Origin of the sequence: Microbacterium sp. DWRC1-3 (genome assembly GCF_049896645.1) — a bacterium.
In the GTDB taxonomy this organism is placed as follows: Bacteria; Actinomycetota; Actinomycetes; order Actinomycetales; family Microbacteriaceae; genus Microbacterium; species Microbacterium maritypicum.
Genome location: NZ_JAFCUS010000001.1, coordinates 1,320,027 through 1,345,792, shown reverse-complemented (window position 1 = coordinate 1,345,792; position 25,766 = coordinate 1,320,027). Strand labels below are relative to the sequence as shown.

19 protein-coding genes are annotated in these 25,766 nt (G+C 67.9%); 12 read left to right on the top strand and 7 right to left on the bottom strand.

Going from position 1 to position 25,766, the window contains the following annotated elements; translation table 11 throughout:
- Positions 1-97 precede the first annotated feature (97 nt).
- A complete protein-coding gene (locus ACP699_RS06335) occupies positions 98-3,355 on the top strand; it encodes a LamG-like jellyroll fold domain-containing protein (protein WP_302793022.1) in 3,258 nt (1,085 codons plus the stop codon).
- Between the two features lie 51 nt (positions 3,356-3,406).
- On the opposite strand, the gene ACP699_RS06330 is transcribed toward ACP699_RS06335, so the two are convergent.
- Entirely contained in the window at positions 3,407-4,192 is a 786-nt protein-coding gene (locus tag ACP699_RS06330) for an SDR family NAD(P)-dependent oxidoreductase (RefSeq protein WP_302793021.1), read from the bottom strand.
- A 125-nt stretch (positions 4,193-4,317) separates the two neighbouring features.
- Between ACP699_RS06330 and ACP699_RS06325 the strand changes: the two genes are divergently transcribed.
- Positions 4,318-4,935, top strand: coding sequence for a TetR/AcrR family transcriptional regulator (locus ACP699_RS06325; protein ID WP_235563114.1), 618 nt, complete (start codon positions 4,318-4,320; stop codon positions 4,933-4,935).
- Positions 4,936-4,974: 39 nt separating this feature from the next.
- On the opposite strand, the gene ACP699_RS06320 is transcribed toward ACP699_RS06325, so the two are convergent.
- Complete coding sequence (locus ACP699_RS06320; protein WP_302793020.1) at positions 4,975-5,709, bottom strand: hypothetical protein; 735 nt, start codon at positions 5,707-5,709, stop codon at positions 4,975-4,977.
- A 104-nt stretch (positions 5,710-5,813) separates the two neighbouring features.
- Here ACP699_RS06320 and ACP699_RS06315 point away from each other — a divergent pair, with 104 nt between their 5' ends.
- From ACP699_RS06315 to ACP699_RS06280, 8 genes are all read left to right on the top strand, one after another.
- A complete protein-coding gene (locus ACP699_RS06315; RefSeq protein WP_302793019.1) occupies positions 5,814-6,650 on the top strand; it encodes an aldo/keto reductase in 837 nt (278 codons plus the stop codon).
- 90 nt (positions 6,651-6,740) lie between these two features.
- Positions 6,741-7,310, top strand: a complete 570-nt coding sequence (msuE, locus tag ACP699_RS06310; protein WP_055864902.1) for an FMN reductase — start codon at positions 6,741-6,743, stop codon at positions 7,308-7,310.
- Between the two features lie 33 nt (positions 7,311-7,343).
- The gene (locus ACP699_RS06305; protein WP_302793018.1) at positions 7,344-9,146 is read left to right on the top strand and encodes a thioredoxin domain-containing protein; all 1,803 of its coding nucleotides are present in this window, start codon (positions 7,344-7,346) and stop codon (positions 9,144-9,146) included.
- 65 nt (positions 9,147-9,211) lie between these two features.
- Positions 9,212-9,946: a formylglycine-generating enzyme family protein gene (locus ACP699_RS06300; RefSeq protein WP_302793017.1), complete on the top strand. Its 735-nt coding sequence runs from the start codon at positions 9,212-9,214 to the stop codon at positions 9,944-9,946.
- A gap of 176 nt (positions 9,947-10,122) precedes the next feature.
- On the top strand, positions 10,123-11,214 hold the full coding sequence (gene hisC, locus ACP699_RS06295) for a histidinol-phosphate transaminase (protein ID WP_302793016.1): 1,092 nt from the start codon (positions 10,123-10,125) through the stop codon (positions 11,212-11,214).
- Entirely contained in the window at positions 11,211-12,614 is a 1,404-nt protein-coding gene (locus ACP699_RS06290) for an amino acid permease (RefSeq protein ID WP_302793015.1), read from the top strand. Before hisC ends, ACP699_RS06290 begins: the two co-directional genes overlap by 4 nt.
- Before the next feature lie 2 nt (positions 12,615-12,616).
- The gene (locus ACP699_RS06285) at positions 12,617-13,099 is read left to right on the top strand and encodes an Lrp/AsnC family transcriptional regulator (protein ID WP_045262895.1); all 483 of its coding nucleotides are present in this window, start codon (positions 12,617-12,619) and stop codon (positions 13,097-13,099) included.
- Between the two features lie 719 nt (positions 13,100-13,818).
- Positions 13,819-13,968 carry a hypothetical protein gene (locus ACP699_RS06280; protein WP_426170063.1) on the top strand — a complete coding sequence of 50 codons (150 nt, stop codon included), beginning with the start codon at positions 13,819-13,821 and terminating at the stop codon, positions 13,966-13,968.
- Positions 13,969-14,421: 453 nt separating this feature from the next.
- On the opposite strand, the gene ACP699_RS06275 is transcribed toward ACP699_RS06280, so the two are convergent.
- The 5 genes from ACP699_RS06275 to ACP699_RS06255 form a co-directional block, all read right to left on the bottom strand.
- Positions 14,422-15,771, bottom strand: a complete 1,350-nt coding sequence (locus ACP699_RS06275; RefSeq protein ID WP_426170060.1) for an SMODS domain-containing nucleotidyltransferase — start codon at positions 15,769-15,771, stop codon at positions 14,422-14,424.
- Positions 15,768-16,973, bottom strand: coding sequence for an SAVED domain-containing protein (locus ACP699_RS06270; RefSeq protein ID WP_426170057.1), 1,206 nt, complete (start codon positions 16,971-16,973; stop codon positions 15,768-15,770). Before ACP699_RS06270 ends, ACP699_RS06275 begins: the two co-directional genes overlap by 4 nt.
- A gap of 393 nt (positions 16,974-17,366) precedes the next feature.
- Positions 17,367-18,677 (bottom strand): hypothetical protein, encoded by a 1,311-nt coding sequence (locus tag ACP699_RS06265; RefSeq protein WP_426170054.1) that lies wholly within the window; start codon positions 18,675-18,677, stop codon positions 17,367-17,369.
- Between the two features lie 203 nt (positions 18,678-18,880).
- The gene (locus tag ACP699_RS06260) at positions 18,881-21,697 is read right to left on the bottom strand and encodes a DNA methyltransferase (protein ID WP_426170051.1); all 2,817 of its coding nucleotides are present in this window, start codon (positions 21,695-21,697) and stop codon (positions 18,881-18,883) included.
- Positions 21,698-22,180: 483 nt separating this feature from the next.
- On the bottom strand, positions 22,181-23,734 hold the full coding sequence (locus ACP699_RS06255; protein WP_219868848.1) for a dolichyl-phosphate-mannose--protein mannosyltransferase: 1,554 nt from the start codon (positions 23,732-23,734) through the stop codon (positions 22,181-22,183).
- A 62-nt stretch (positions 23,735-23,796) separates the two neighbouring features.
- On the opposite strand from ACP699_RS06255, the gene rsmI reads away from it, so the two are divergent.
- Both rsmI and ACP699_RS06245 read left to right on the top strand, forming a co-directional pair.
- Positions 23,797-24,630, top strand: a complete 834-nt coding sequence (gene rsmI / locus ACP699_RS06250) for a 16S rRNA (cytidine(1402)-2'-O)-methyltransferase (protein WP_055864887.1) — start codon at positions 23,797-23,799, stop codon at positions 24,628-24,630.
- Entirely contained in the window at positions 24,627-25,733 is a 1,107-nt protein-coding gene (locus tag ACP699_RS06245; protein ID WP_426170046.1) for a LacI family DNA-binding transcriptional regulator, read from the top strand. Before rsmI ends, ACP699_RS06245 begins: the two co-directional genes overlap by 4 nt.
- Positions 25,734-25,766: the final 33 nt, after the last annotated feature.

The window sequence follows — 25,766 nt, the reverse complement described above, 5'->3', positions numbered from 1 at the left end:
AGCACCGCGTCGCGGCGTTCGTCGCCGCCTCGATGTCGTCGAGCGCGCGGTGGAGTGACGACCTCGCGTTCGGAACAGCATCGACTGGGGAGTCACTGTGGGGAATACGAGTTTCGGGCGCCGAGCGCGGGGTGTCGTCGCGTCAGCGCTGACGGCAGGTCTGCTGATCGCCGGTCTGTCCGGTGTGGGCGCGACAGCGGCGGGCGCGGCAGAGGTGCCGCCGTCGATGCCGCCGCAGTTGCAGCGCGACGACAACGTGGTGACGTCGGATCCGATCCCGACCGTGCAGATCGACAACGGCTACGTCTGGGCGCAGACCACGATCGGCACGACCGTCTACGCGGTGGGCAAGTTCGACAACGCGCGCGAGCCTAAGGCGGCCCCCGGTACGTCGTTGACCGCACGATCGAACGTGCTGGCGTACGACATCGTGACCGGCGCGCTGTCGTCGTTCGCCCCGAAGGTCAACGGAGTGATCAAGGCGGTCGCTGCGTCTCCTGACGGGTCCCGCATCTACATCGGCGGTTCGTTCAACAGCGTGAACGGCAAGGACCGCTGGAACTTCGCCGCACTGGATGCCAAGACCGGCGAGCTCGTCCCGCAGTTCGCGCCGTCGATCGGCGGCAGCGGTGTGTATGCGATCACGACCGACGGATCGAACATCTACCTCGGCGGTCTGTTCACCCAGGCGAACGGCGTCGCCCGCAAGAACCTCGCCGCATTCGACGCCGGGAACGGCGCACTGCTGAGCTGGGCTCCGCTGGCCGACCGTCAGGTCGATGCCCTCGTGATGGACCCGGCAGGGGCGAAGGTCATCGTCGGAGGCCGGTTCTCGACGCTCAACGGCAGCAGCCTGCGCGGATCTGCCGCGGTGGACAAGTCCACGGGGGCGGCTGACACCGACTGGGGCATCTCCAAGGTCGTCAAGAACAGCGGGAGCAGCAGCAACTCCGGCATCTTCGCTCTCGCCACCGACGCGAACACGGTCTACGGCACCGGGTGGAGCTGGTCCGGCGGGGGCAACCTCGAGGGCACGTTCGCGGCAGAGGCGGGAAGCGGCGCCGTGCGCTGGATCGCGGACTGCCACGGCGACCACTACGGCGTCTACTCCACCGGCAAGGTGGTCTACACGACGAGCCACATGCACTCCTGCAACACGATGGGGCTGCAGCCGCAGAAGAGCCCCGCGGTCTACCAGTACGCCGAGGCGTACACGACGGACGCGCGCGGCACCCTTTCCGCGAACACCTACTCCGGGTACGCCAGCTGGGCGGGAACTCCCGCACCGTCGCCGTATCAGTGGGCACCGGACTGGTCGGTGGGCACCACGACCGGACTCGGCCAGGCGGGCCTGTCGATCACCGGCTCCGGCGACATGATCTCGATCGGCGGCGAGTTCCGATCCGTCAACGGCGGTCAGTTCGAGGGACTGGTCCGCTTCTCCACCAACCCTCCGGCCGGCGCGAAGGACGGCCCCCGCGTCGCCGATGCGAACTGGAAGCCCACCGCGGGCACCTCGCCCGTTCCCGGTCGTGCTCGTGTGTCGATCCAGACCAACTGGGATCGGGATGATCTGACGCTCACCTACGAGCTGTACCGCGCCGGAACCGCTGAGCCCGTGGCGAGCACGACCGCGGACGGAACCTGGTGGAAGCGCGCGACGGTCACGCTCGACGACCCGTCGGCTACTCCGGGCGCGACCCAGAGCTACACCGTGGTCGCGAAGGACGCCGACGGCAACACCGCGACCAGTGCGAGCGTGAGCGCGAAGGCCACAGCGGGCACCGTCTCGGCGTACACGACGAAGGTTCTCGCCGACGGCCCCTCGCTGTACTACCCGATGGGGAACGTCTCGAAGGACTGGGCGGGATCGAACAACCCGGTGAACGGGTCGGGCGCCACGGTCTCGTCGTCCGGAATCGAGAACGGCGGCACCGGATCGACCACCGTCAACGGCACCATCTACGGCCGGGTGTCATCCGATGTCAAGGCAACTGTGTCGAAGGACTTCTCCTCGGAGATCTGGTTCAAGACCACGACGACGACCGGCGGCATGCTCATCGGCTCCGGCTCCGCCAAGACGGGGAGCTCGGCGACGGTCGACCGTCACCTCTACATGACGAACAGCGGCACGCTGACCTTCGGAGTCTCGGCAGCGCAGACCCGTGCCACCATCTCCGGAGACAAGGCGCTGAATGACGGCGCCTGGCATCACGCCGTCGTCTCGCAGAGCGCGGACGGGATGAAGCTGTACGTCGACGGGGAGCTCGTCGCGTCGGATCCGGCGGTGACGAACGCCAAGACCGATGCCGCGTATGTGCGCATCGGGGGCGACCTGCTCACGGGCTGGCCGTCGGCTCCCTCGTCGAACTACTTCAAGGGGTCGTTGGATGAGGCCGCGGTGTATTCGTTCGCGTTGAACTCCGAGCAGGTGCGCTCGCACTTCCAGGTCGGAAAGGGTCTCAAGGCTCCGACGGCGGTCTTCACCGCGCAGACGACCGATCTGAGCGCGGCGGTCGACGGCGCAGGTTCCGTCGCCGACGGTGCGGCCACCATCAGCGCCTACGCATGGGACTTCGGCGACGGCTCGACGGCCACCGGCGCCACGGCGTCGCACGAGTACGCGGCGGCGGGAACCTACACGGTGCGCATGACCGTGACCGACAGCAGCGGACTGTCCGCGTCGAGTGAGAAGCAGGTCGTCGTCACGGCGCCTGTCGCCGCCGATGTGGTGGCGGCCGCCGACGGATTCGATCGTGCGGTCGAGTCCGGATGGGGCACTGCGGACATCGGCGGTCTGTGGACGCCGATGCAGGGCAAGTCGACGGCGCTGTCGGTCAAGGACGGCGCCGGAGTGATCGACCTCGTCGCGGGACAGACGCGAGAGATGCTGTTGGACGATGCGTCCGTACGCGATTCCGCCACGACGATGTCCTACTCGCTCTCGGGCGGTCCGGAGTCGGGCACGGTCTACGTCGGTGCGGGCTCTCGTCGCACGGGTGACGTGGGGTACCGCGCTCTGGCGTGGCATCGCGCCGATGGCTCGGTCTGGGTCGTGATCCAGCGCAACGGCACGGCGATCGCCAGCGCGGCGGTCCCCGGTATGACCTGGAGCGCGGGGACCGTGTTCCACCTGTCGACCGAGACGTCCGGTTCGCCGTCGACGACGATCCGCGCCAAGGTGTGGGCCGATGGGCAGCCGGAGCCGACGGCGTGGCTGGTGTCCGCGACCGACGCGACCCCCGCGCTGCAGGGCGAGGGATCGCCGTCGGTGTTCTCCTATCGGGCCGGCGCCGCGACCGGCACCAACGTCGTGAGCGTGAGCGAGGTCAAGACCCTTCGACAGGGCGAGTGACCGGGTGAGCGGGTGGGGGTACCGGCACGAGCCGGGCCCCCACCCGTTCTGTCAGAAGTGGGTGCCGCCGTCGATGCGCACCTCGGTGCCGGTGATGAAGGCGCCGTCCTCGCTCGCGAGCATCGCCACGACACCGGCGACCGACTCGGGGCCGGCGAAGCCCTGACCGGTCGCGGGTGAGAGCTTCATGAACAGGCTCATGTCGGCGTCGTCAGGCAGGCCCGGGCCGTTGCTCTGGTTGCTCCGACCGGATCCGTCCGTCATGCCGGAGGAGATCGAACCGGGCTGCACCGCGGTGAAGCGGATCCCGCTCTTGGCGTATTCGGCTGCCAGCGCGTGGGTCATCGACTGCACGCCGCCCTTGCTGGCGGCGTAGGCGGCCATGTACGGGTGGGCGAAGCCGGCTGAGGTCGAGCTGAAGTTGACCACGGCCGACGAAGTGCCCTCGAGCAGCGCGGGGATCGCCTGACGGATCACGAGGAACGTGCCCACCAGGTTGATCCGGATGACCTGCTCGAACTGGTCGAGCGTCGTCTCGTGGGTGTGCGAGGAGCGCAGGATGCCGGCGGCGTTCACGAGGACGTCGAGTCCGCCCAGGGCGGCCACGGCCTCGGCGACGCCCGCGGCGACGGAGGCCTCGTCGGCGATGTTCATCGTGACCGTCGTGAGCCGCGAGGTGAGGTTCCCGGCCCGGGCGATGGTGTCCTCGAGGCCTGCGGTGCTGACGTCGGCGGCGACGACGCTGCCGCCCTCGCGCAGCATCCGCAGCACGGTGGCCTGGCCGATGCCCGACCCTCCGCCGGTGATGAGCGCCCGACGTCCTTCGTAGCGGTTCATGGTCTTCCCTTCGTCGTGGTGTCGTGGTGCGACACTCCGTTGTAGGCAGACTATGCCTGTATGGCAGATCATGCCACCTAGGCGTTGCCTGTCGAGCAGGCGGCCTCTTCCCGTACGCTGTGACGGTGGAGACCTCGACCCTCACCGAGCGCCGCAAGGCCGCGACCGAACGCGATATCGCCGCCGCTGCCGCCGCCCTGTTCGCCGAGCAGAGCGTGACGGGTGTCACCGCTGAGCAGATCGCCGCGCGTGCCGGCGTATCGGTGCGCACGTTCTACCGGTACTTCGCGCGCAAGGAAGATGCGATCACGCCGATCCTCAGTGTGGGAGCCCAGCGCTGGCAAGAGGCGTTCGCGGAGGTCGGAGAGCGGTCGCTGCGCGCGCAGATACCGGCCGTGATCCGGGCGCAGCTCGTCGAGGACCGGGCCGATGCGGGGGAGCGCACCGAGACCGAGGGTCTCGAACTCGACACGATGCTCGGCGTGCTCCGCGGGCTCGACGACGACACCGCGATGCGCGACGTCTGGCTGCGCGTGAATGACGATTCCGAGCGGCGGCTGCGCGTGATCCTCCAGGATCGGGGGCTCGCGGTGTGGGAGGCGACGCTGCTGGCCACCGTCGCGACGGCCTCGATCCGTGTCGGGCTCGAACAGTGGGCGGCCGACCCCGACGGCCCTCGCCCCGCGGCGCGGGCGGTCGACGCCTTCCAGGCGATGTCGCAGGGGCTGCGCGGGCTCGACTGACCTCGGTGCTCGCGGGACGACAGGCGGGATGCGCCGCGCCTAGAGCGGGAGCGCCAGATACAGCTGATAGGCGGCTTGACCGGCGAAGCTGTCCGCGGCGTTCGTCGGCGCTTCGACGATGTACAGACGCCCGGGGGTGTGCGGCCTCGACTGGGCGTCGAGATGCCACACGACGCGGCTGACGGTCGCGCCGTCGAAGTCGTATCGCGTGCCCGACCCGTCGTCGAACACCTGTTCCGTGTATGTCGGGTCGCCGATCCTGGCGCGGATGTCGAGGGCCGCCTGCGCGGCAGCGTCGTCGGTGGGGAACTGCAGCACCGTCACCGTGGCACGGCCGGCGTCGGAGGCGAACACCGCTGTTGCGGCATCGCGCGAGCCGAGGTCGTTCGCCGCGTTCGTCCAGTCGCCCTCGATCCGCCAGTCGCCGGCGGTGGCTCCGATCTCCTCGGTGGCCGCGGCGCAGAGCTCGCTGCACGCGGACGTCGGCCGATCGGGGGTCGGTGTCGGGGACACGGATGCCGACGGCGTCGCCGATGTGCCGGGGCGTCCCTCGCCGATCTCGGCGCGCAGTCCGGCGGCGAGAAGGAGGTTCGTCGCGATCGTTCCGAGGAGCAGGACGGCGGCGACGACGGTGACCAGGATGACGATGGTTCGACTGCGCCTCTTGGTCGCGGCGACGATCCGGGTCTCCTCCTCGTCCGGCGCAGGCGTGTCCGCGGCAGGGGGAGGTGGCGGGAGATACTCCGCATCGTCGGAGGCGTCGCGCTCGTTCATCGTTCCTCAGCCTACGGAACCTCGGCTGCGGGCCGCGTCACCCGCACCGACTTCCCTCGTCATCGTTCGGATCCGCCTGTCATCACAGGTCATAGGCTGGAGGGATGACGATTCCTGCACTCGAACTGAACGACGGCAATTCCATCCCGCAGCTCGGCTACGGCGTCTTCAAGGTGCCGCCGGCAGAGACCGAGCGCGCGGTGAGCGAGGCGCTCGAGATCGGCTACCGCCACATCGACACCGCCGCGATCTACGGCAACGAGGAGGGCGTCGGTGCCGCCATCGCGGCTTCCGGCATCCCGCGCGACGAGCTGTTCGTCACGACGAAGCTCTGGAACGACCGCCACCACGACGACGAGCCGCGTGCGGCCATCGCCGAGAGCCTGGAGAAGCTCGGCCTGGAGAAGGTCGATCTGTACCTGGTGCACTGGCCCACCCCCGCGAAGGACGACTACGTGCACGCATTCGCGAAGCTCATCGAGCTGCGCGAGGCGGGGCTCACCCGCAGCATCGGCGTCTCGAACTTCCTGGTTCCGCACCTGGAGCGCACCGTGAAGGAGACCGGTGTCGTGCCGGCCGTGAACCAGATCGAGCTGCACCCCGCCTACCAGCAGCGCGACGTGGTCGCCTGGGCCGACGCGAACGGTGTGCGCATCGAGGCGTGGGGTCCGCTCGGTCAGGGCAAGTACGACCTGTTCGGCGCTCCGGCGGTGGCGGATGCCGCGGCGGCCCACGGGGTCACCCCCGCCCAGGCCGTGCTGCGCTGGCACCTGCAGAAGGGCATCATCGTGTTCCCGAAGTCGGTGCGCGCCGAGCGCCTGCGCGAGAACCTCGATGTCTTCGGCTTCGAACTGACCGATGCCGAGATCGCGGCGCTCGACGCGCTCGACCCGCTCGACGGCTCCGGCCGCGTCGGCTCCCACCCGGACGAGGTCAACTGACCCGCTGCGGTGAGACGGAGCCTTCGAGCTCACATGACGCCCTGTGTCGCACCACGCGACACAGGGCGTCGTCGTGAGTACCGTCGAGGCATGACAGCTCCGTTCCGTGTCGTCGCCGTGTCGGGATCCCTGCACGAGCCCAGCAAGACGACCGCCCTCGTCCGCGCGATCACGGCCGCCGTCGCCGAGCGTGCTGAGGTCGAGGCGCAGCTCATCGAGCTGACGCGGATCGGCCCGGGACTGGCCGGCGCGCTCCAGCGCGACCAGCTGCCGCCGGAGGTCGAGGCGCAGCTGCAGGCGATCGAGTCCGCCGATCTGCTGATCGTGGGCAGCCCCGTCTACCGCGCCTCGTTCACCGGGCTCTTCAAGCACCTCTTCGACTTCGTCGGCCAGTACGACCTTGTGGGCACGCCCGTGCTGCTGGCGGCGACCGGCGGCGGCGAGAAGCATGCGCTGATCATCGAGCACCAGCTGCGTCCGCTGTTCGCGTTCTTCCAGGCGCTTACCCTTCCGGTCGGCGTCTACGCCAGCAACACGGACTTCGACGGCTACGAGATCGTCTCGGAGGTGCTCGAAGCCCGCATCGCCCTGGCGGCGGAGCGCGCTCTGCCGTTGGTGGGCTACGCGGCGTCGCGTCCGATCGAGCTGCTCGTCGGCTGACCCCGCCGCGCCCCGCGGGCGTAGCGTGAAGGCATGACCAACCGGCTCGCCGACACCCTCAGCCCGTACCTCCGAGCGCACGCCGACAACCCCGTCGACTGGTATCCGTGGGGTGAGGAGGCGTTCGCCGAGGCGCAGCGGCGCGACGTGCCGCTGCTCATCTCGATCGGCTACTCGACCTGCCACTGGTGCCACGTGATGGCGCGGGAGTCGTTCGCCGACCCCGCCACCGCCGCGCTCATCAACGACGGTTTCGTGGCCGTGAAGGTCGACCGCGAGGAGCATCCGCAGGTCGACGGCGCCTACATGGCCGCAGCCTCGGCCTTCACGCAGAGTCTCGGCTGGCCACTCACGGTCTTCGCCACCCCGCGCGGGCGCACCTTCTACGCCGGCACCTACTGGCCGCCGCAGGCGCGCCCCTCGATGCCCGCATTCCGCGACGTGCTCGCGGCGGTGCGGGAGGCGTGGACGCTGCGTCGTGCGCAGGCGGAGGAATCGGCGGATGCCGTGACCGACGCGCTCGCCCGCGCGGCGGAGTCCACGCCTTCGACCCTGCCAGACGTCGTCGCGATCGGGACCGCGGCGCAGGCGATCGCGCAGCGCGAGGATCCGCAGTTCGGCGGCTTCGGGGGAGCCCCGAAGTTCCCTGTCGCCACGACGCTGCGCTTCCTGCAGCACCCGCTCGTGCGGGAGGGCGCTCCCGAGGCGTCGGCGGCCACCGCACGCGCGCTCGCCGCGATGGCGGACTCCGACCTTCGCGATGCGGATGGCGGGTTCTTCCGGTATGCGACCCAGCGCGACTGGACGGTGCCGCACTACGAGCGGATGCTGACCGACAACGCGCAGCTGCTCGATGTCGCGCGCGACGCGGGAGACGAGCGCACCGTGCGCGGCATCGCTTCCTTCCTGATCGATGTGCTCCGTCGCGACGGCGGCGGATTCGGCGCGGCGCAGGACTCGGAGTCGACGATCGACGGCGTGCGCAACGAGGGTGGGTACTACCTCCGCCCGCTCGCCGAACGGGCGGGGCTCGAGCCCCCGGCGGTCGACGGCAAGCTGATCACCGGCTGGAACGGACTCGCGATCGGCGCCCTCGCCAGGGCCGGCGCGGCGCTCGGCGAGCAGAGCTGGATCGATGCCGCGGCCTCTGCCGCGGACGAGGTGCTGCGGACCAACCGGGATGCCGACGGCGCCCTCGTGCGGGCGTCGCTCGACGGACGGGCATCCGCCGCGTCAGCGACCGCCGCGGACCTCGGCCTTCTCGCCGACGGCCTGTTCGCGCTCGCGCTGGCGAGCGGCGAGACGACCTGGGCGATCGCGGCGCGCAGCATTCTCGACGGGGCACTCGACGGCACGGTCGGTGACGACCCGCTGCTGTCTGCCCAGGGCATCGCGGCCTCGCCCGACCAGACCGACGGCGACCTGCCCTCCGATGCCGCTGCGGTGGCCGGCGCCGCCCTGACCGCATGGTGGCTGGGAGCGGGGGAGCGGTATCGCGAAGCGGCGGTGACGACCGTGAGCGCGCTCGCCGCGCGTTCGCTGGAGCAGCCGTTCGCCCACGGCACCCTGCTGCGGGTGGCGGCGGGTCTCGCCGTTCCTCCCCGCCAGCTCGTCGTGGTCACCGGAGCGCGCGACAGTGCCCTCGCCGTGGTCGCCAGGGGCGCGGACGCCGAGGTCGTCGCCGTGGTGACCACGGAGCAGGCGCGGGCCTTCGCCGACGCCGGGTTCGACCTGTTCGAGGGGAAGGACGCGTCGGCGGAACGCGCCTACGACTGCCGCGCGTTCGTGTGCCGGCTGCCGGTGAGCGACCCGGCCGAGGTGTCGCTCACGCGCTGACGGCGGCCCTCGAGGGCGCTGCGGCTCCTACGCTGGGGACCGACACAGTTCGAGGGGGAAGGTGCATGGCCGCGCAGCAGATCGAGTGGGTCGGCATCCCGGCGGGAACGCTGCAGCGGGGGACGCCGCCCGACGAGGTCGACGCCCTCACCGTCCGCTATGCCGACACGGGGGTTCCGCGTGCCTGGTACGAGAAGGAGACGCCGCGCACGCGGATCGTAGTCCCGGCGTTCCGGCTCGCCCGCACCCCGGTCACCGTCGCGCAGTGGGCCGCGTACGCGGAGGAGACCGGCGCCCGTGCCATCGCCGGGATCGACGAGCATCCGGTCGTCGGAGTCACCTGGGCCGAAGCCTCCGCCTTCGCCGCCTGGATCGGCTCGCAACTCGGCGAAGAGGTGCGACTGCCGACCGAAGACGAGTGGGAGCGGGCGGCGCGCGGTGATGACACCCGCGAGTTCCCCTGGGGAGACGAGTACGTGCGGGGGAGGGCGAACCTGTTCGACCTCGGGCTCGGCACCACGACGCCCGTCGGGTCGTTCCCCGACGGTGCCAGTGCGTTCGGAGTGCTCGACATGGCCGGCAACGTCGACGAGTGGACCTCGACCCGGTACGCGCCGTACCCGGGTGCGCCCGACAGCGTCCCGACTGTCGAGGACTGGGCGGCCGACCCGCACATCACGCGCGGCGGCGCGTTCCGCCACGACGTCGACCTGGCCCGCTGCGCGCGGCGACACGGGGCTTACGAGGCCGACCTCCTCGCGGTGGGCATCGGGTTCCGGCTCGCGGCCTCCGCCGAGTGATCGTCGCGACTGTGCAATCTGCCTAACAGTTCCCCGAGGAGTGCCGGTCGATTGCGCGGGATGCGCAGCTTCCGGTGCGCCGATTGCCCAGTGGCCGCGATCCGTTCTACTGTTGCGCGACAGCAGGCGGTGCCGCTCGGGGGCCGCCCATGGATCACAGCAAGGACGCTCTGACGATGCCCCTCCCCACCCGCGCCGGACTCGACGCCGTTCCCGCATACCGTCAGGGGCGCTCCGCTCCGGCCGGTGCCTCGAAGCTCTCCTCGAACGAGTCCCCGCATCCGCCGCTGGCCTCGGTCGTCCAGGCCGTGCGCGATCGCCTCGACGGCATCAACCGCTATCCCGACATGAGCGCCGCCGCGCTTCGCGAACGGCTCGCCGAACGCTACGGTGTCGATGCGTCCGAGGTCACGGTCGGGGCCGGGTCGGTCGAGATCGCCTCCCAGCTCATCCACGCGGTGGCAGGTGAGGGCGACGAGGTCGTCTTCGCGTGGCGGTCGTTCGAGGCGTATCCCTCGCTGGTGCGCATCGCCGGGGCCACGCCCGTGCCGGTGCCGCTCGACGCGGACCACGGGCATGACCTCGATGCGATGCTCGCGGCGATCACCCCGCGCACCCGCCTGATCTTCGTCTGCAACCCGAACAACCCGACCGGGACCGTCGTCGGCGCCGACGAGCTGGAGCGCTTCGTCTCCGCGGTTCCGCACGACGTGCTCGTGGTGATCGACGAGGCCTATGTGCACTTCGATCGCTCCGAGAGCAGGGGCGCCGGTATCGAGCTGTTCCGCCGGCACCCGCACGTGGCGGTGCTGCACACGTTCTCCAAGGCCTACGGGCTCGCCGGGCTCCGCATCGGCTATGCGATCGCCCCGGCAGCCGTCGCCGAGAACCAGCGCAAGGTCGCCGTGCCCTTCGGGGTGACCGACCTCGCTCAGGTCGCGGCTCTGGCCTCGCTGGACGCCGAGGACGAGCTCGCGACCCGCATCGACGACGTGGTCGCCCAACGCGATCGCCTCCACGCCGTGCTCACCGCAGCCGGATGGCCCGCCGTCCGCTCCCAGGCCAACTTCGTCTGGGTGCCGTCCGCCGACCGCACCGCAGAGCTCGAGAGCCTGCTGCAGGAGGGGGGAGTGATCGCGCGCGCCTTCGCCGGGGAGGGCATCCGCATCTCCTCGGGCTCCGCGGAGGACATCGACCGGGTGGAGGCCGCGCTCGCCGCATCCGCTCCGCTCGCGGTCGACGCCGAGCGCGTGGAGGTCGGCGCATGACCGATGACCGCATGACCGAGGTCCCCCCGACCACCACGACCACCAAGGGACTGCATCCGGGCCTGACCCGTCGTCAGATCTCGATGATGGGACTGGGCGGTGCGATCGGCGCCGGTCTGTTCGTCGGATCGGGTCAGGCGATCAGCATCGCGGGTCCCGCCGTGCTGGTGTCGTACCTCGTCGCCGGCGGCATCGTCGTTCTCGTGATGGCGATGCTCGCCGAGATGGTCGCGGCACGCCCCAGCTCCGGCGCCTTCAGCTCCTACGCCCAGAAGGCGATGGGGCGCAGCGCCGGCAGTGCGGTCGGGTGGCTCTACTGGATCCAGCTGGTCGTGGTGATCGCGGCCGAGGCGACGGGTGCGGGCGCGATCGTCGCCAACTGGACGCCGGGCATCCCCGCCTGGGTGTGGGTGCTGATCTTCGTCGTGGCGCTCACCGCGGTGAACCTGTTCGGCGTGCGCAACTACGGCCGCTTCGAGTTCTGGTTCGCGGCGATCAAGGTCGCCGCGATCATCGCCTTCCTCGTGGTGGGAGTGTGCGCGATCATCGGTCTCATCCCCGGCGTGGCGGCCACCGGCATCTCGAACCTCGTCGACGCCGGCGGCTTCGCCCCGAACGGCATCGCCGGCATCGCCGGTGCCCTGCTGATCGTGGTGTTCGCCTTCGGCGGCACCGAGGTGGTCGCGATCGCGGCCGCCGAGTCGAACGATCCCGCCCACAACATCCGCCGCATCGTCCGCGAGGTGCTCGTGCGCATCCTCGTCTTCTACGTCGGATCGATCTTCGTGATCGTCGCGGTGCTGCCCTGGAACGACCCGGCCGTGAAGGCGGGGCCGTTCTCGGCGGTGCTCGAGACCCTGAACATGCCGGGCGTCGGACTGGTGATGGACCTCATCGTCATCATCGCGCTGCTGTCGGCCATGAACGCCAACATCTACGGCGCCTCCCGCATGGCGTACTCGCTGGGGGAGCGCGGGCTCGCGCCGCTGGCCGCCACCCGCACCAGCCTCAAGGGCGTGCCGTTCGTCGCGGTGCTGGCCTCGGTCGCCTTCGGCTTCGTCACGGTCGGGCTCAACTGGGCCTTCCCCGATGTGGTCCTGCCCGCCCTGCTCAACGTGGTCGGCTCGACGCTGCTCGTGATCTGGACGGCGACCGCCGTGGCGCAGATCATCCTCCGCCGCCGCGCGGATCGGGCGGGAGAGGCGATGCCGATGCGCATGTGGGGCTTCCCCTGGCTGTCGTGGCTGTGCCTGGTGCTGCTCGCGGCCGTGATCGCCCTCGCGATGATCGATGAGGCCGCGCGCATCCAGCTGCTGCTGACGCTGGGGCTCACCGCCGTGCTCCTCCTCGTCGCCCGCGCGACCAGGGGTGTGGCCCGGCCCGGCGTCCCCCGGGAGTAGCGATGCGCATCGATCGCCTCGACGCCCAGCTCATCCGGCTGCTCACCGAGTCGCCGCAGCTACCCATCCTGGAATGCGCGCGGCGGCTCGGCATCGCCCGCGGCACCGCGACGAGCCGGCTCGCCCGCCTGCACGAGGGCGGGGTGATCGAGGCGATCGTGCCGCGCATCGACCCGGCCGGCTTCGGCTACGGCGTCGTCGCGTTCTGCCTGGTCGAGATCGATCAGAAGGTGGGGCACGACGAGGTGGCCACGGCGCTCGCCGACGCCGTGCCCGAGATCGTCGACATGCACACGGTCACGGGTGCCAGCGACATGCAGCTGCGGCTGGTGGCGCGCGATGCCACCAGGCTGCAGGAGGTGCTCGACCGGGTCGCTCTGGTGCCGGGAGTCGCCCGCACGGCCTCGTCCATCGCGATGCGCACGCATCTCTCCGGACGGGTGCTGCCGCTCGTGGAACACGTCGCCACCGACGAGGTGCTCTAGGGCGACGGCGATCCCGCTAGCGTCGTCGTCATGGTCGATGTTCCTGTGCTCGTTGGCCTCGACCGTGACAGCGTCGCGATGGGCGACGACATGTCCTCCCGTGCGTGCCGCCTGTCGTTTCCAGACGGCACGCGCCTGGCGGATCTGCTCGAGACGACGCATCCGGACATCGAGAACCGCGGATGGTCGTGGGTCGCCGTCGTCGACGGCACCGTGTCGGCGGTGTGGTCGGTGGACCACGGCGTGCGTCTGCTGGTCAGGAACCGCCGGCTGCGGGCGGCGGCCTCTCCGATTCCTGTGGTCTTCCGCTACTTCCTGCAACTCGATCCGCAGTGGTTGCACGGGCGACTGGCGGCGGACGCTGCGGCGAATCGGGATGCCCTGAGCGTGGAGTCAGCGCCGCCGCGAGCGGGAGGCGCCGGAGAAGCTGCTCTCCGCAGCGGCTGTCGGCGCGCTCGTGCGGCTCGGTGCGACGATCGACCTGCACTCCGACGTGCGCTGTCGGTTCTTCGCCGCGGGCGAGCGATGGGTCGTCGTGCGTTCCGACTCCATGACGGTCGTCTACCGTGCGGAGACCCCCGCACCGATCGCGTCGCTGCGTCCCCGCGCCTTCGCCGAGCTCTGGCTCGCGACGGCTGTGGGGGGCGCGTGGACGGCGGGAGCACGGCCTTCCTCCGTTGCCGCCATCCGCGTCGACGGAGGTTCCGCAGCCGGAGACGATGGCGTCCTGGCCCCCAGGCACCTCGCGATGGTCGTTCACCGGCGAGGACGGTCACGTCGCTCAGCTCTCCGGCGAAGACGCCCTGGACTGGTACCGCTTCGCGTTCGGGCGCACGCTCGACGAGATCGTGGAGTCACTCGCGGTCTGAGGGATCAAGCGAGCTGAGTTGCATCGAATGCCTCAGCGTCGGCGTGATGTTCGTGCCTCAACGCGGCACCGTCGGGGGCTCGCTGACGTGGCTCTTCCCCTCGAAACTGCGCGCCGGCGCACACGTCCGCGCCAGTCGATTCGCCGCCGATATGCAGAAGATAACCTGCCGATTGTCGGGGTCCGCGGCGCCGCGTTGCTCAACCTCGCCGCGACTATGCCTCTCGCCCCTCTCTGTGACCTCACCGGCATGTCAACAAACGTCGCCGCACGCTGGCGGATCGTCGCCGCGTCCGCCTACGCGGAATACCCCGCAATCCGGCTCTGAACTCCGGTGCTGACCGTCGCCGATCTGCTTGTCGAGAATGACCTGTCGCGTGGCCAGGACCCGACGTGGCACGTGAGCCCGATTCGTACCTGCTCCCGCCGCGCTCATTGATTTCCATCGGCGGCGCTACTTCTTGGTGATCGTCACATCCTGAGTGTCCGTAGCCACGGCGACTCCGTTCTTGACGACCCACGCCTGTACCCAGTGGTTGCCCGGAAACAGACTGCTCTCGAAGTGGGTATCGCCACCGTTGGCGATCTGTCCGCGCAAGTTCTTGCGCTCGACTGCCTCTATCCCGGCGTTGCGCACTTTCCAGTAGACGTCGTACGGCGGCTGAACCGTGCACGACTCAACACTGAACTTGAGGCTTCGGTCGATTGGCACGTGATTACCTGTCGCGCTCATGGGCCGGTAGCGTCCCGTGGCGCGACGAGTTGAGGACACACGCCCGACCAAGCGGAACCGGACTTCGGGATCCAGCCTGACCGGAATGCGAAGGTCTCGCTCCATGAACTGCTCACCGGGCGCCTCGCGCTTCTCGTATGTCTCGATCGGGGCGGATGAAGCCGCAAGCACAGGCGCCGAAGAGCTGGTATCGCCGAACTGGTCCCCGAACACCGCTTTCCACAGATCGACGCTCTCGTCTGCGGGCGCATCGAGTGCGGCTCTCATCTTGCGCGCCCAAGTCTTCACCTGACTCTGCAGGTTCGTGAACCCCGTTTGTGTGAGTCGATTCGCGAGATTCTGACCGATTCGGTCATCAACCCATGGCACCGTTGTCATGGGCCCGACGTAGTCGTTCAAGTCCTCGATCAGTGAGACCAGAGTCGTCGCGACGTTCGTGTAGTCATCGACGCCAGCGAAGCTGTGGACTCGCTCAGTCAGGAGAGCAGTCAGAAGGACCGAAGCCACGTTCAGTGAACTGCGGTCTCGTAGGTACTTCACGAGGCGAATCACACGGATGAGATGTCCGTTGGCGATCCGCGCAGATTCCTCGATCCAACTCGTCAGCGCAATGGGATCCTGCCTGATCCACTCATCATCGATGCGATGGGTGATGTATGTCAGCCCATCGGCACGCGTGACAAAGGGCACAACGTCGATGTGAAAATCGTCGGCGTAGTCGATGGTGACGCAGCGCTTGCCCAGGACTGTCTTGCCGGCGTAGCGGCTGGAGGCTTCGAGGGCCTTCTGAAGCTCAATCGTGTACTTCTTCGGCGCCCAGTCCGTCTGCTCATCCATCGGAAGGAGGACGTCGGCGTCGAAGTCGTTGCCTGTGTACGGTCGGATGATCGTCTTGTGCGCGAACGAGCCCTGCGGGATCACGTCGTCGGCAACGAGATCGGCGAGCGCGGAGTCGTCTGCAAGGTAAGAGTCGAGACTTGAAACACGTGCCTGGAGTGTATCGACTCGAGTCTGGTTCAGATTGACGTGGTCCCTAAGAAATGTGTTGAACTCACGAACGCGAGCGGTCATCCTCGCACCTCCATTACCGGAACATCTGTTCCGTCGTCTTGACGCTGATACAACACGAAAGTAGGATGAACCGCTCGCATGCGATGGCGTCCAATCGTCACAGCGGCAGTCGCGGGAACTGCCGCAAGGATGTGGAGTCGCTGAACCTTCGGCCATCGCGACTCCACCGTCGACAGCAGGTCCCGCCAGACTTGCCCAAACGCTTCGAGATCGGCGCGGCTTGCGATCGCATCCGTCGAGAAGCTGGCTTCAGCCGATAACCGAATCGTCGGCGCGTCTGCGAGCTCGGAAGGGATCCGTGACGGATCGACTCTCGCGCTGACGTCAACGAACGCGACCACATCTGTCGCGTTGCTATCCATAGCGCCTGGAACTGCCTCACTAAGTTCGAACACCGCGGTCGGCCCATCCGATTCGGCCCAGGACCACGCGTCGGGTGTATCCCGCCGAGCGCGACGGAACAGCACTGTCTCAGTCTTGTCGTCCAGCTTGGTGCCCAGCGCGACGAGCATGGGAATCGGAGCGAGCGCGAAGACCGCGACTACGCTAGCGTCTCCTGCGGCGACCGCCTCGTGGACGCGGTCGAGCTGAATCTTGATGTCCTTCTCAGCTGCGTCCCACGCCCAGTCGTCGGTCTCGTCATGCCTCGCTGAGATATCGAAGAGCCCGGTGCGAGAATCAGCATGCATGCCCGTCAGTCCCGCCTGTCTTAGCGCTTCGCCAATGTGCTCTTTGGGCGCCGGGCTGAACGTCCCCCGCACTTGGGACGTCATCCGCACGACGATGGCAGGGCGAAGACGTGCGAAGTCTGTGACGTCGCGCACCCAGCGTTCGTGCTCAGTCTTCTTCTCCGTGAGGAACTGCACGGTGTACTTGTCGACGTATTCGGGCGAGTCGATGCGTCGATGACAATCGCTGCAGAGGAGCAGCAGGTTCTCCTCCGCGGCGCGCTCCTTCGAGTCGAGCGGCGAGTCACCTCGTGGTGCCTTTGCGCCGTTCTCAGCAGCAACATTGTGCGCGATCTGTCCGGCCGGTATCGCGTGCCAGTGTTCACGTTCATCGATGAGCCACTTCGCGCAGAGGACGCATCTTGCGGCTGAACGACCCCAAACGCGCTCACGAACGGCCTGCGGTACGTTCGCCCGCTTCACCTCGGTGCTCACTGGCTGCGAAGCGTTCTCGCTTTCCTCGGGCGTTCCCATAGTTCAAGCATAAGAACGGGTACCGACATTGGCCGGCCCCGACCAAACGATGATGCGTATACGGCGACGCTGACCGTGCTACCGACTCCTGAGGTCAGGTGCGTCCGGCGGAATCAGACTCGCGACCGCCACACCCAGCACCTGCGACAGCGCGAGCATCGTGCGCAACGTGGGATTCGCTGGGCTGCCCGGCCGAGACTCGCCCTCCTCATACTTCTGATGCGAAACTGCTGTGTCCGAGACTAGCGGCCCGCATGGCTCGCTTCCGGCTCCGTCATGCCTAACGCCCATGACGCTATGTTTAGCAACTTGATCTTCAGCCGCTCGATCCAGGTTCTCGCGCACAACAGCCTCGACGAGACGCTTGAGGCCGCGCGTGGGTTAACACGTCTTTCAGAACAACAGACCGTACTTTCTACCGCTACTCATCACTAGGTCAACGCTGTTGACGGCGGATGCCTTTCTCTCGTCGACTTCTGCCGCGTCCGTGACGGTCAGGGTGTACCGGCCACGATGGTCACCTCCGGGGGAGTCGCGAGCGAAGAGCAAGTAAGTGCCTTGGTAGGTCTCGACGCCGTTCTGTTCCGGGATCGGCAGATTGATGATGTCCATGCCGTTGTTGCTGAAGCGAATGGTGCGGTCGTGGTATGTGCGGCCGACTATGCGCAGATCGATCGACCCGAGGGTGGTGTCTCGGGGCACCTTCTCCGATGCGAAACCGAAGAAGACGCGAGTTCCTCGAGGGGTGTTTAGCTGGCTTCCTGGCAGAGCGCCCCGATTTCGGATCACTGAAGAAGCGTCGATCCACAGCTCTTTGGCGGCCGCGAGTTGGACGGAGAGATCGCCGGAGATCTCGTGGTGTTCCAGGGAGGCTAGATAGCGGCGCGTCGCCTTGGTTCTTTCCTCACGGATTCGCGGGGGTCGCGGTAGCGCGCGGCGCTTCTGCCGGTACTCATCGAGCACGCCAGCGAGCGCTTCCCCATTTTCCCAAGTGTCCTTGAACCAGTCGAGGACAGATTGCGCGCGTTTCAGGTCGTTTAGGGCGGCGATTGAGTACGACTTCCAGGTCTGAGTTGTGACCACCTCGGCGCCCGTCGTCAGCGCACTCGCGGTTAAGTTGGCGGATCCGACAACCAAGGCGCGCAGGTGCGGATACTGTTCAACGCCGAAGCTGTACACCTTGGCGTGGAACGCCGTTTGTGGCCGCAGGTCAGCTGACTCAAGCACCTCTCGCCCGTTGGGAATACGAACCTCAGCGTTGCTGAGCTCGCTGAGACGTGCGAGCGCCTTCGGCTGTGTGAATCCGAAGTCCAAACTAACGAGGAATCTCTTGCGGGCTTCGGTCCAACTCGGGCCGGCTAGCGCCTCCTCGAGCAATCGAACTCCCTCCGCGGACGCATAGGCGACAGCGATGTCGATGCACTCATAGTCGCCTGCTCTGTCTGCAGCGTGAGCGATTGCCTCTAGTACGACACCGACTCGACCGACGGTGGAATCTTGTGCGTGCACCGCGACCTGGTAGCAGGAGTCCTCGAACTCAGCTGCCCGTCTCCTGCTGGGCGCTTGATGGCTCGGATCGGCGGTGTACGCCTCGCTTTGATACTGCGCACGCGCTGCCATAAAGACTCGCGCGCTCAACTCGTATCGAGCGACGGCTGCGACGACCCCGTCGTCGGATTGGAAAAGGTCGGCGTTGCGGTACACGCGGCCGCACGATGGGCAAACCGCGAACTCGTCAGGATCGGATGATCCGGACGCTGCGAACGTCAGTCGACCGGTGGGATCAGTGTGCATCCGATTCTGAGCGTACGAGTCATTTCCGCATGCGCAGCGCTGACTATCGCCGTCACTTTCCACCGTGAGACTGCCATGGACAGCCACCGTTGGATACGGCCAGTTCCTCCCGGTCATTTCTTGCCACTCGACTCCATGTTGCCTCGGCGGGGTGATTTGAGGGGGATCGAGAGTTCGTCTGCTGTCGTGAGCTTGGCATAGCTGGCGAACAGCGCGCGCAGACGAGATTCGTCGGTGACGGAGCCTCGCAAACCCATGCATTTGTCGACGGCTGAGTCGAGTTCTCGGTGTGTTCGCACGAGTTCTGGGGACATCGCGAGAGGATTATAATGGTCTGCCAACGCGCGTTCAGGGTGTAGCGCTCGCGCGCCCAGCACCGCCCGGCCGCCGGCGATGATGGCGGCCCGCTCCTTGTCCGTCATCGGTGGCAGCGGAAACGTGTTCCAGGTCAGTGTGTTCGAGAAGCGGAGATCTGACTTGATACGACCGCCCACCGCCTTCTGCCAGGCGATGAAGGCTGACGAGGAGACAACTGCGAACGCGATGCCATCCGGATCATCGGCTTTGAAGTTCGCGTCACCGCAAATCACTTCTGGCCCGAAAACGGCGGTTGGATAGTAGCGTCGGGTCTCGCTAACGTGACGGGGCACGCACACATACGGAGTTTCGGGTTGTGACCGCTGACCGAATAGGTGAGGGGTCTCGGCCATCTGCCGAGTGGACTCCGCAGTGGAGGCAGCTCGGAACTGCCGGACGGCGTCCAGGCGGTGTCGCAGCACGGGCGAGCGGGCGATATCGCTCGGGTCCAGATCGACAAGCCAGAGGCACCAGCGCGGCTCATTGTGGATGAGCTGACGCGCTCCGACAAACGGTCGGATGTACTTCGCCGCTACGGGGTCTGCGGCAACCTCGTCATAATCCTCCGCCTCGATGAGGAGATTCCCGTCATCACGGGCCATGTTGCCGAACACCATCGGCGGGAGCTGCCGAGCCAGTGGCGTGCGACGCTGCTCGACTAGCGCGACGGGTCCGTCCACCAGGTATCCGTTGAGTTGTCCGGCAACCGGCAACTCGACGGGTTCACCCTTCACGTTGCCCGAGTAGTCGAACAGTCGAGCGCGCCTCTTCGATGCTCGGTCGAACCCGATGACAGAGCAGTGCACCGCGGCGGCGCCGGGTGCTTCGCTCGTCCACGCGAACGTGCGGTGCGCGAACTTGATCCGCCACCCGGTGGCGAAGACCGGGCCGAACAACGCCGGCACCGGCTCGCCCTGGGCGATCGAGTTCGTGGAGACGAAGGCGAACTCCCCCGCATACCCCTGTCGGTTGAACAGTTCGAGCGACTTGGCATACCAGCCGGTGACGTAGTCGAGTCGACCGATGTCTTTGCGATGCCACACGTCCCGCAACTCCTGGGCCTGCTCGAGCGAACGGGTCGCGTGGCCGAGGAAAGGAGGGTTGCCCATGATGTACAGGTGCTCGGTCGGCTGGACGACGTCGCCCCAGTCCAGGCGCAGGGCGTTGCCAACCTGGATGCTTCTGATCTTGTCCAGCGGAAGGGAGTCCGGTGCGGCGCCCAGGGCTAGCTCCATCGCTTGGTTCGCCTGGTGTTCAACCAGGTGCAAAGCGGTGGCGGCGATCTGTGCCGGCCACTCCTCGAGTTCAATCCCGTGGAAGCTCGACAGCCGCACGGAAAGGTGCTCCTCGGTGAAGAACATCGTGCGGGCAGTGTCGCCTGAGAGTTCCTGGATACGCAGCAGGATCTCGAGATCGAGCGCTCGCATCTGTCGATAGCCGACCACGAGGAAGTTGCCGCACCCGCACGCCGGGTCGAGGAACCGCATCTGCCCCATGTCCGCGCGCAGCTTCTTGAGCTTTCCGGTGTCGTAGTAGCCGTCAGAGAACCGCTGCCGCAACTCGTCAAGGAACATTGGGCCGACGACCTTCATGATGTTGGTCTCGGTGGTGTAGTGCTCGCCGAGCTCGCGGCGGGCGGCCCTATCTTTGACGGCTTGGAAGAGGCTGCCGAAGATGGCAGGCGAGATCGCGGACCAATTAAACATCGCCGCGGCGATCAGCCGATCGCGCATTCCAGAGTCGAACGAGGGGATCGACACTGATTCCTCGAAGATGCCGCCGTTGACGTATGGGAAGCGTGCGATCAGTTCGTCGAGGTTCGACTGCCGCCGGCTGGGTTCTCGGCCCATCACCTGGTACAGCAGTGATAGCTGCGGGCCCAGATCAGAGCCGTCCTGCGCGGTACGCGTTTCGAGAAACTCGAGGAACAAGTCGCGATCCCACACGCCGGCGTCATCGGCATAGAGCGCGAAGAGAGTGCGCACCAGGAACACCGACGCCTCGTGATCGTCGTATCCTGAACCCTCGAGCGCCTCGTATAGCGAGGCCATCAGCTTCGCAGCCTTGATCGAGGCAGCTTCCTGAGCCTTCGATCCGAAGGTGCGCTCACCGTATCCGGCGAGGAACGCCAACTTGTCGGCGTGGTCGCGCAGTTGGGCAAGCGTGAACTCCTGGACCCCGTCGTTCTGGGCGTGTAGGTCGAGCAGGCGGAGGCGGTGGAAGTCGCTTGTGAGAACCCAGCGAGGAACCTCGGGATCGGGGAGATCGTCGATATAGTCAAGCGCTTGCTTCTCGGCCGCGACGAGATCCTTGCCAGCCGACTTCATTTCGATTAGCGCGAGACCGGGGATCAGTGCGTCGATGTATCCGCGGGCGCCGGTCGAAGAACGCTTGACGCGCTTCTCATAGAACGCGGCGCGGGTCTGAGTGATCCCGTATACGCCGAGCAGATCCCGAACGAATGACTGCGCCTGTTGCCGCTCGTCACCGGGTTCGCTTTGCCAATCACGGAAAAATTGCGCGGCTCGAGTTCGGATCTCATTCATCGACAACGACTTTGGCACGATCTCCACGTTAGCCGTCCACCGTCGTTATCCCGCACAGGCCGCGATCGCGGACGTTCAACGCGGCCGGAAACGACTACCGCGCCTCGGCTGAGCTAGGCGGTTGGCGTTGCCCGTCACCGTCGTGCCCGCACCGGTACTGCAGCCGCACCCGTGACCGCTGGGGGCGAGGTGCTCCACCGTCGCCATTCGCCCCGGACCGTCGAGCAGCGTCGGCAAGCAGTGTCGACGTATCAGCGCGCTCGAAGGCGACCGCCTTGCTCGGCGTTGCCCGTGTAGGTTCCGCATTGACCGAGAGCGCATCGCGACGCGATCCCCTCGCGAGACGGTTATCGTGCAGAGCTGCGCCGGAGCTCGCAGTCGTCGCGAGCGTTAGCGGGCAGCCGCACGGAGGCCAGCGATTTCGAGATCATCACTCCACAACTGAGCACTGGCGACATTGCTTACTGCAATAGAGCACTTCCACCAGACGCCGTGGTGCGCCGGGTGGACTCACACCCAGCCGGGCAGCCAGTTGTGCAGGAGCCAGAACTCGTACGGCACGCTCATCCCGGTCCACAGCGGCAGGAAGAACGCCGACACCAGCACCACGAACGCGAGGAAGATCATCACCGTGCGCTCACCGGACTGCCGACGGTGCAGCGGATCCTCGCGCGTGCCGGCGATGATCCGCAGCGTCATGGCCAGAGCGATCACGAGGAACGGCATCATCACGACCGTGTAGAACTGGAAGATCGTGCGATCGGGGAACATCAGCCACGGGACATAGGTGACCGCGAGGCCGACGAGGGGGATGCTCAGCTCCGGGCCGACGGGGCGCCGGGTGATCCAGCCGCGTACCAGGCGGTAGAGCAGGTAGATCGCCGCGGCCACGCCCGCGTACCAGATGAGCGGGTTCGGGATCGCGGAGATCACGCCGATGCAGTGGTCCGTGCCGCAGCCGGTGGGATCGGAGTCGACCCATACGGCCGTGGGGCGCAGCAGCAGAGGCCACTCCCAGGCGGGGCTCGCATAGGGGTGCCCGCGAGTCAGGCCGACGTGGAAGCCGAGCATCGACTCGTGGTACTTCCACAGGGCGATCAGCGGGTTCGGGTCGCTCTGGCGGTCATAGCCCCCTGCGGTCACCAGCCAACCGGTCCAGCTGATCAGGTACACGGCCAGGGCGGGGAAGACGAGCAGCACGAACGAGACGGGCCCCTGGCGGAAGGCAGCTGCCGTGGGCCACAGCACCACCCCGGCCCGCCGACGGGCCAGCGCATCGGTGACCACGACGTACAGGCCGAATCCGGCCAGCACGTACAGCCCCGACCACTTCACGGCCGATGCTGCGCCCAGGGCCGTCCCCGCCGCGATCAGCCAGGGGCGACGCCAGAGCACCGGCCCCCAGAACGGGTCGGGCTTGTCGGGGTCGCGCCTCTCGAGCACCGGGATGGTCCGCTGCCGGTCGATGATCACGAACAGCACGCCGAGCAGGACGAAGAAGGTCAGGATGCCGTCGAGCAGGGCGATGCGGCTCATGACGATGCTGAGGCCGTCGATCGCGAGCAGTGTTCCGGCCACGCTCGCGACCACCACGGAGCCGCTGAGTCGTCGCGCGATCAGGTAGACCAGCAGAACGGAGGCGGTGCCGAGCAGTGCCGTCGCGAGTCGCCAGCCCGCGCTGTTGTCGGGACCGCCGATCGCCATGCCCAGCGCGATGAGCCACTTGCCGAGAGGCGGATGCACGATGAACGCGCCCTGTTCGGACAGCGGCAGCTGCTGCAGGGTGATGAACGCGTCGTTGGCGTTCTCACCCCAGGTGCCCTCGTAGCCGAGGGTCCACAGCGACCACGCGTCCTTGACGTAGTAGGTCTCGTCGAACGCCAGCTGATGCGGATGCGCGACGTTGATCAGACGGAGGAGGGCGGCGATCGCGGTGATCACGAGAGGGGCGAGCCAGCGGATCGCGCGTCCCCAGTCCGGATCCCGCAGCAGACGATCGCGGAGCTGCCCGTAGCGCGTCGACCGCTCCTCGGGAGCGGGAAGCAGGGGCACGGGCGCGGTCACCGCTCCAGCCTAGACAACCGGCCTTCTCCGCCGGCTGCATCCCGCCCGCCTAAGCTGGGCGGGTGATCATCCTCGCCGCCACTCCGATCGGAAATCTCGGCGACGCATCTCGCCGCCTCGTGGAGGTGCTGGAGAACGCCGAGGTCGTCGTCGCGGAGGACACCCGCACCACCCAGCGCCTGCTCAAGGCCCTGCAGATCGACAACAGGCCGCGCCTGATCGCCCTGCATGACCACAACGAGAAGCAGAAGGCGGCCGAGCTGGCAGCCCTCGCGGCGGAGACCGACATCGTGGTGATGAGCGATGCCGGGATGCCGACCGTCAGCGACCCCGGGTACGGACTGGTCGCCGAGGCCGTCGCCCAGGGCGTGACGGTGACCGCGATCCCCGGGCCGAGCGCGGTGCTGATGGCGCTCGCGATCTCGGGCCTGCCCACCGACCGCTTCACGTTCGAGGGGTTCCTGCCGCGCAAGCCGGGGGAGCGTCGCTCCACACTGCGCGCGCTGGCCGCCGAACCCCGCACCATGGTCTTCTTCGAGTCGCCCGCCCGCCTCGCCAGCGCTCTCGCCGACATGGGCGCCGCCTTCGGCGACGAGCGGCGGATCGCGGTGTGCCGCGAGCTCACGAAGCTCTACGAGGAGGTGCGCCGCGGCACCTCCTCCGAACTCGTCGCCTGGGCCGAGAACGGGGTGAAGGGCGAGATCGTCGTCGTGGTCGAAGGGGCGTCGCGTCGTGATGCCTCCCCGGAAGACGCCCTCGTCCAGGTGCAGAAGCTCGTCGCCGACGGCATCCGGCTGAAGGATGCCGCGTCCGAGGTCGCGGCCCTCACCGGTCTCTCCTCCCGAGACCTCTACCAGGCCGCCCTCGCCGCCCGATCCGGAGGGGCGTCGGCGTGAGCAAGGCGGCGACCGTGTACGACGTGGCCGATCGGGCCGGCGTCTCGATCGCCACGGTCTCGCGGGTGCTGCGCTCGCCGGACGCCGTGCGTCCGGTCACCCGCGAACGCGTGCTCGACGCCGTCGCCGCGCTGGGGTACGTCCCCAGCGGCAGTGCCAGGGGCCTCGCCGAGCGGCGGACAGGGGTGCTGGGGCTGTACTTCCCCGGATTCGACGCCGCGGAGGATGCCCCGCCTCTCGACGCCCTCTCCGCCGCCGACAGCGAGGCGCCGCCGTTCGCGATCGTCCGCGAGGAGGCGGAGGTCGACGGCCGGTACACCTCGATGCTGTTCCTCGACGAGGTGCTGCGCGGTGCGGAGCTGGAGGCGTGGAAGCAGGGCTTCGTGCTGATGGTCGGGGTCGGACGTGACGACCCCGATCGCTCCACCGTGCGGGACATGGCCGGCCGCGTGGACGGGCTCATGGTCCTCGCCAGCAGCGTGCCCGACGACGTGCTGGCCCGTCTGGCGCGACGCATCCCCGTGGTGGTGCTCTCCGGCCCTCCGCGCGGCGATCACTACGACCATGTGACGGTGAGCAACGCCGAGGCGATGGCCGAGCTGACCAGGCACGTGCTGGCGCAGGTGGGGGACGGGCGGCTCGCCTTCCTCGCGGGGCCGGCTGACTCCCCGGATGGACTGCAGCGCTGGGAGGGCTTCGCCGCTGCCGTGGCGGAGGCCGGCGGATCACTCGACGACGTGACGGTGCGGCGCGGCGACTTCACCCGGGCGTCCGGGCGCCAGGCCGCCGAGGAGCTTCTCGCGGCCGGCACGCCGGCCGCGCTCATCTGCGCGAACGATCAGATGGCCCTCGGCGCGCTCGACGTGTTCCGCGGCGCGGGCGTCCGAGTGCCGGACGACGTGCTGGTGACGGGCTTCGACGGCATCGAGGCCGCTGCGCTCTCGCAGCCGCCGCTGACCACGATCCGCCAGCCGATGATCGACCTCGGGCGCGCGGCGGTGCAGGTGCTCGCCCGCCGCCTCGAGAACGCCGACGCCGACCCCGTGGTCGCCCGGCTGCCGCTGCAGATCCTGCTGCGCGAGAGCTCTCTGCGCCCCGCCTGACGGCTCGACACATGCCCCGGTGGCGGTGTCAAG

Bases quoted from the DNA above. Each gene is read 5' to 3' on its own strand.
- ACP699_RS06290 (WP_302793015.1), top strand. From the start codon at position 11,211: ATGACCGATGACCGCATGACCGAGGTCCCCCCGACCACCACGACCACC.
- ACP699_RS06270 (WP_426170057.1), bottom strand. From the start codon at position 16,973: ATGGGAACGCCCGAGGAAAGCGAGAACGCTTCGCAGCCAGTGAGCACC.
- hisC (WP_302793016.1), top strand. From the start codon at position 10,123: ATGCCCCTCCCCACCCGCGCCGGACTCGACGCCGTTCCCGCATACCGT.
- ACP699_RS06285 (WP_045262895.1), top strand. From the start codon at position 12,617: ATGCGCATCGATCGCCTCGACGCCCAGCTCATCCGGCTGCTCACCGAG.
- ACP699_RS06300 (WP_302793017.1), top strand. From the start codon at position 9,212: ATGGCCGCGCAGCAGATCGAGTGGGTCGGCATCCCGGCGGGAACGCTG.
- ACP699_RS06275 (WP_426170060.1), bottom strand. From the start codon at position 15,771: ATGACCGCTCGCGTTCGTGAGTTCAACACATTTCTTAGGGACCACGTC.
- ACP699_RS06330 (WP_302793021.1), bottom strand. From the start codon at position 4,192: ATGAACCGCTACGAAGGACGTCGGGCGCTCATCACCGGCGGAGGGTCG.
- ACP699_RS06315 (WP_302793019.1), top strand. From the start codon at position 5,814: ATGACGATTCCTGCACTCGAACTGAACGACGGCAATTCCATCCCGCAG.
- ACP699_RS06305 (WP_302793018.1), top strand. From the start codon at position 7,344: ATGACCAACCGGCTCGCCGACACCCTCAGCCCGTACCTCCGAGCGCAC.
- ACP699_RS06320 (WP_302793020.1), bottom strand. From the start codon at position 5,709: ATGAACGAGCGCGACGCCTCCGACGATGCGGAGTATCTCCCGCCACCT.
- ACP699_RS06280 (WP_426170063.1), top strand. From the start codon at position 13,819: ATGGCGTCCTGGCCCCCAGGCACCTCGCGATGGTCGTTCACCGGCGAG.
- msuE (WP_055864902.1), top strand. From the start codon at position 6,741: ATGACAGCTCCGTTCCGTGTCGTCGCCGTGTCGGGATCCCTGCACGAG.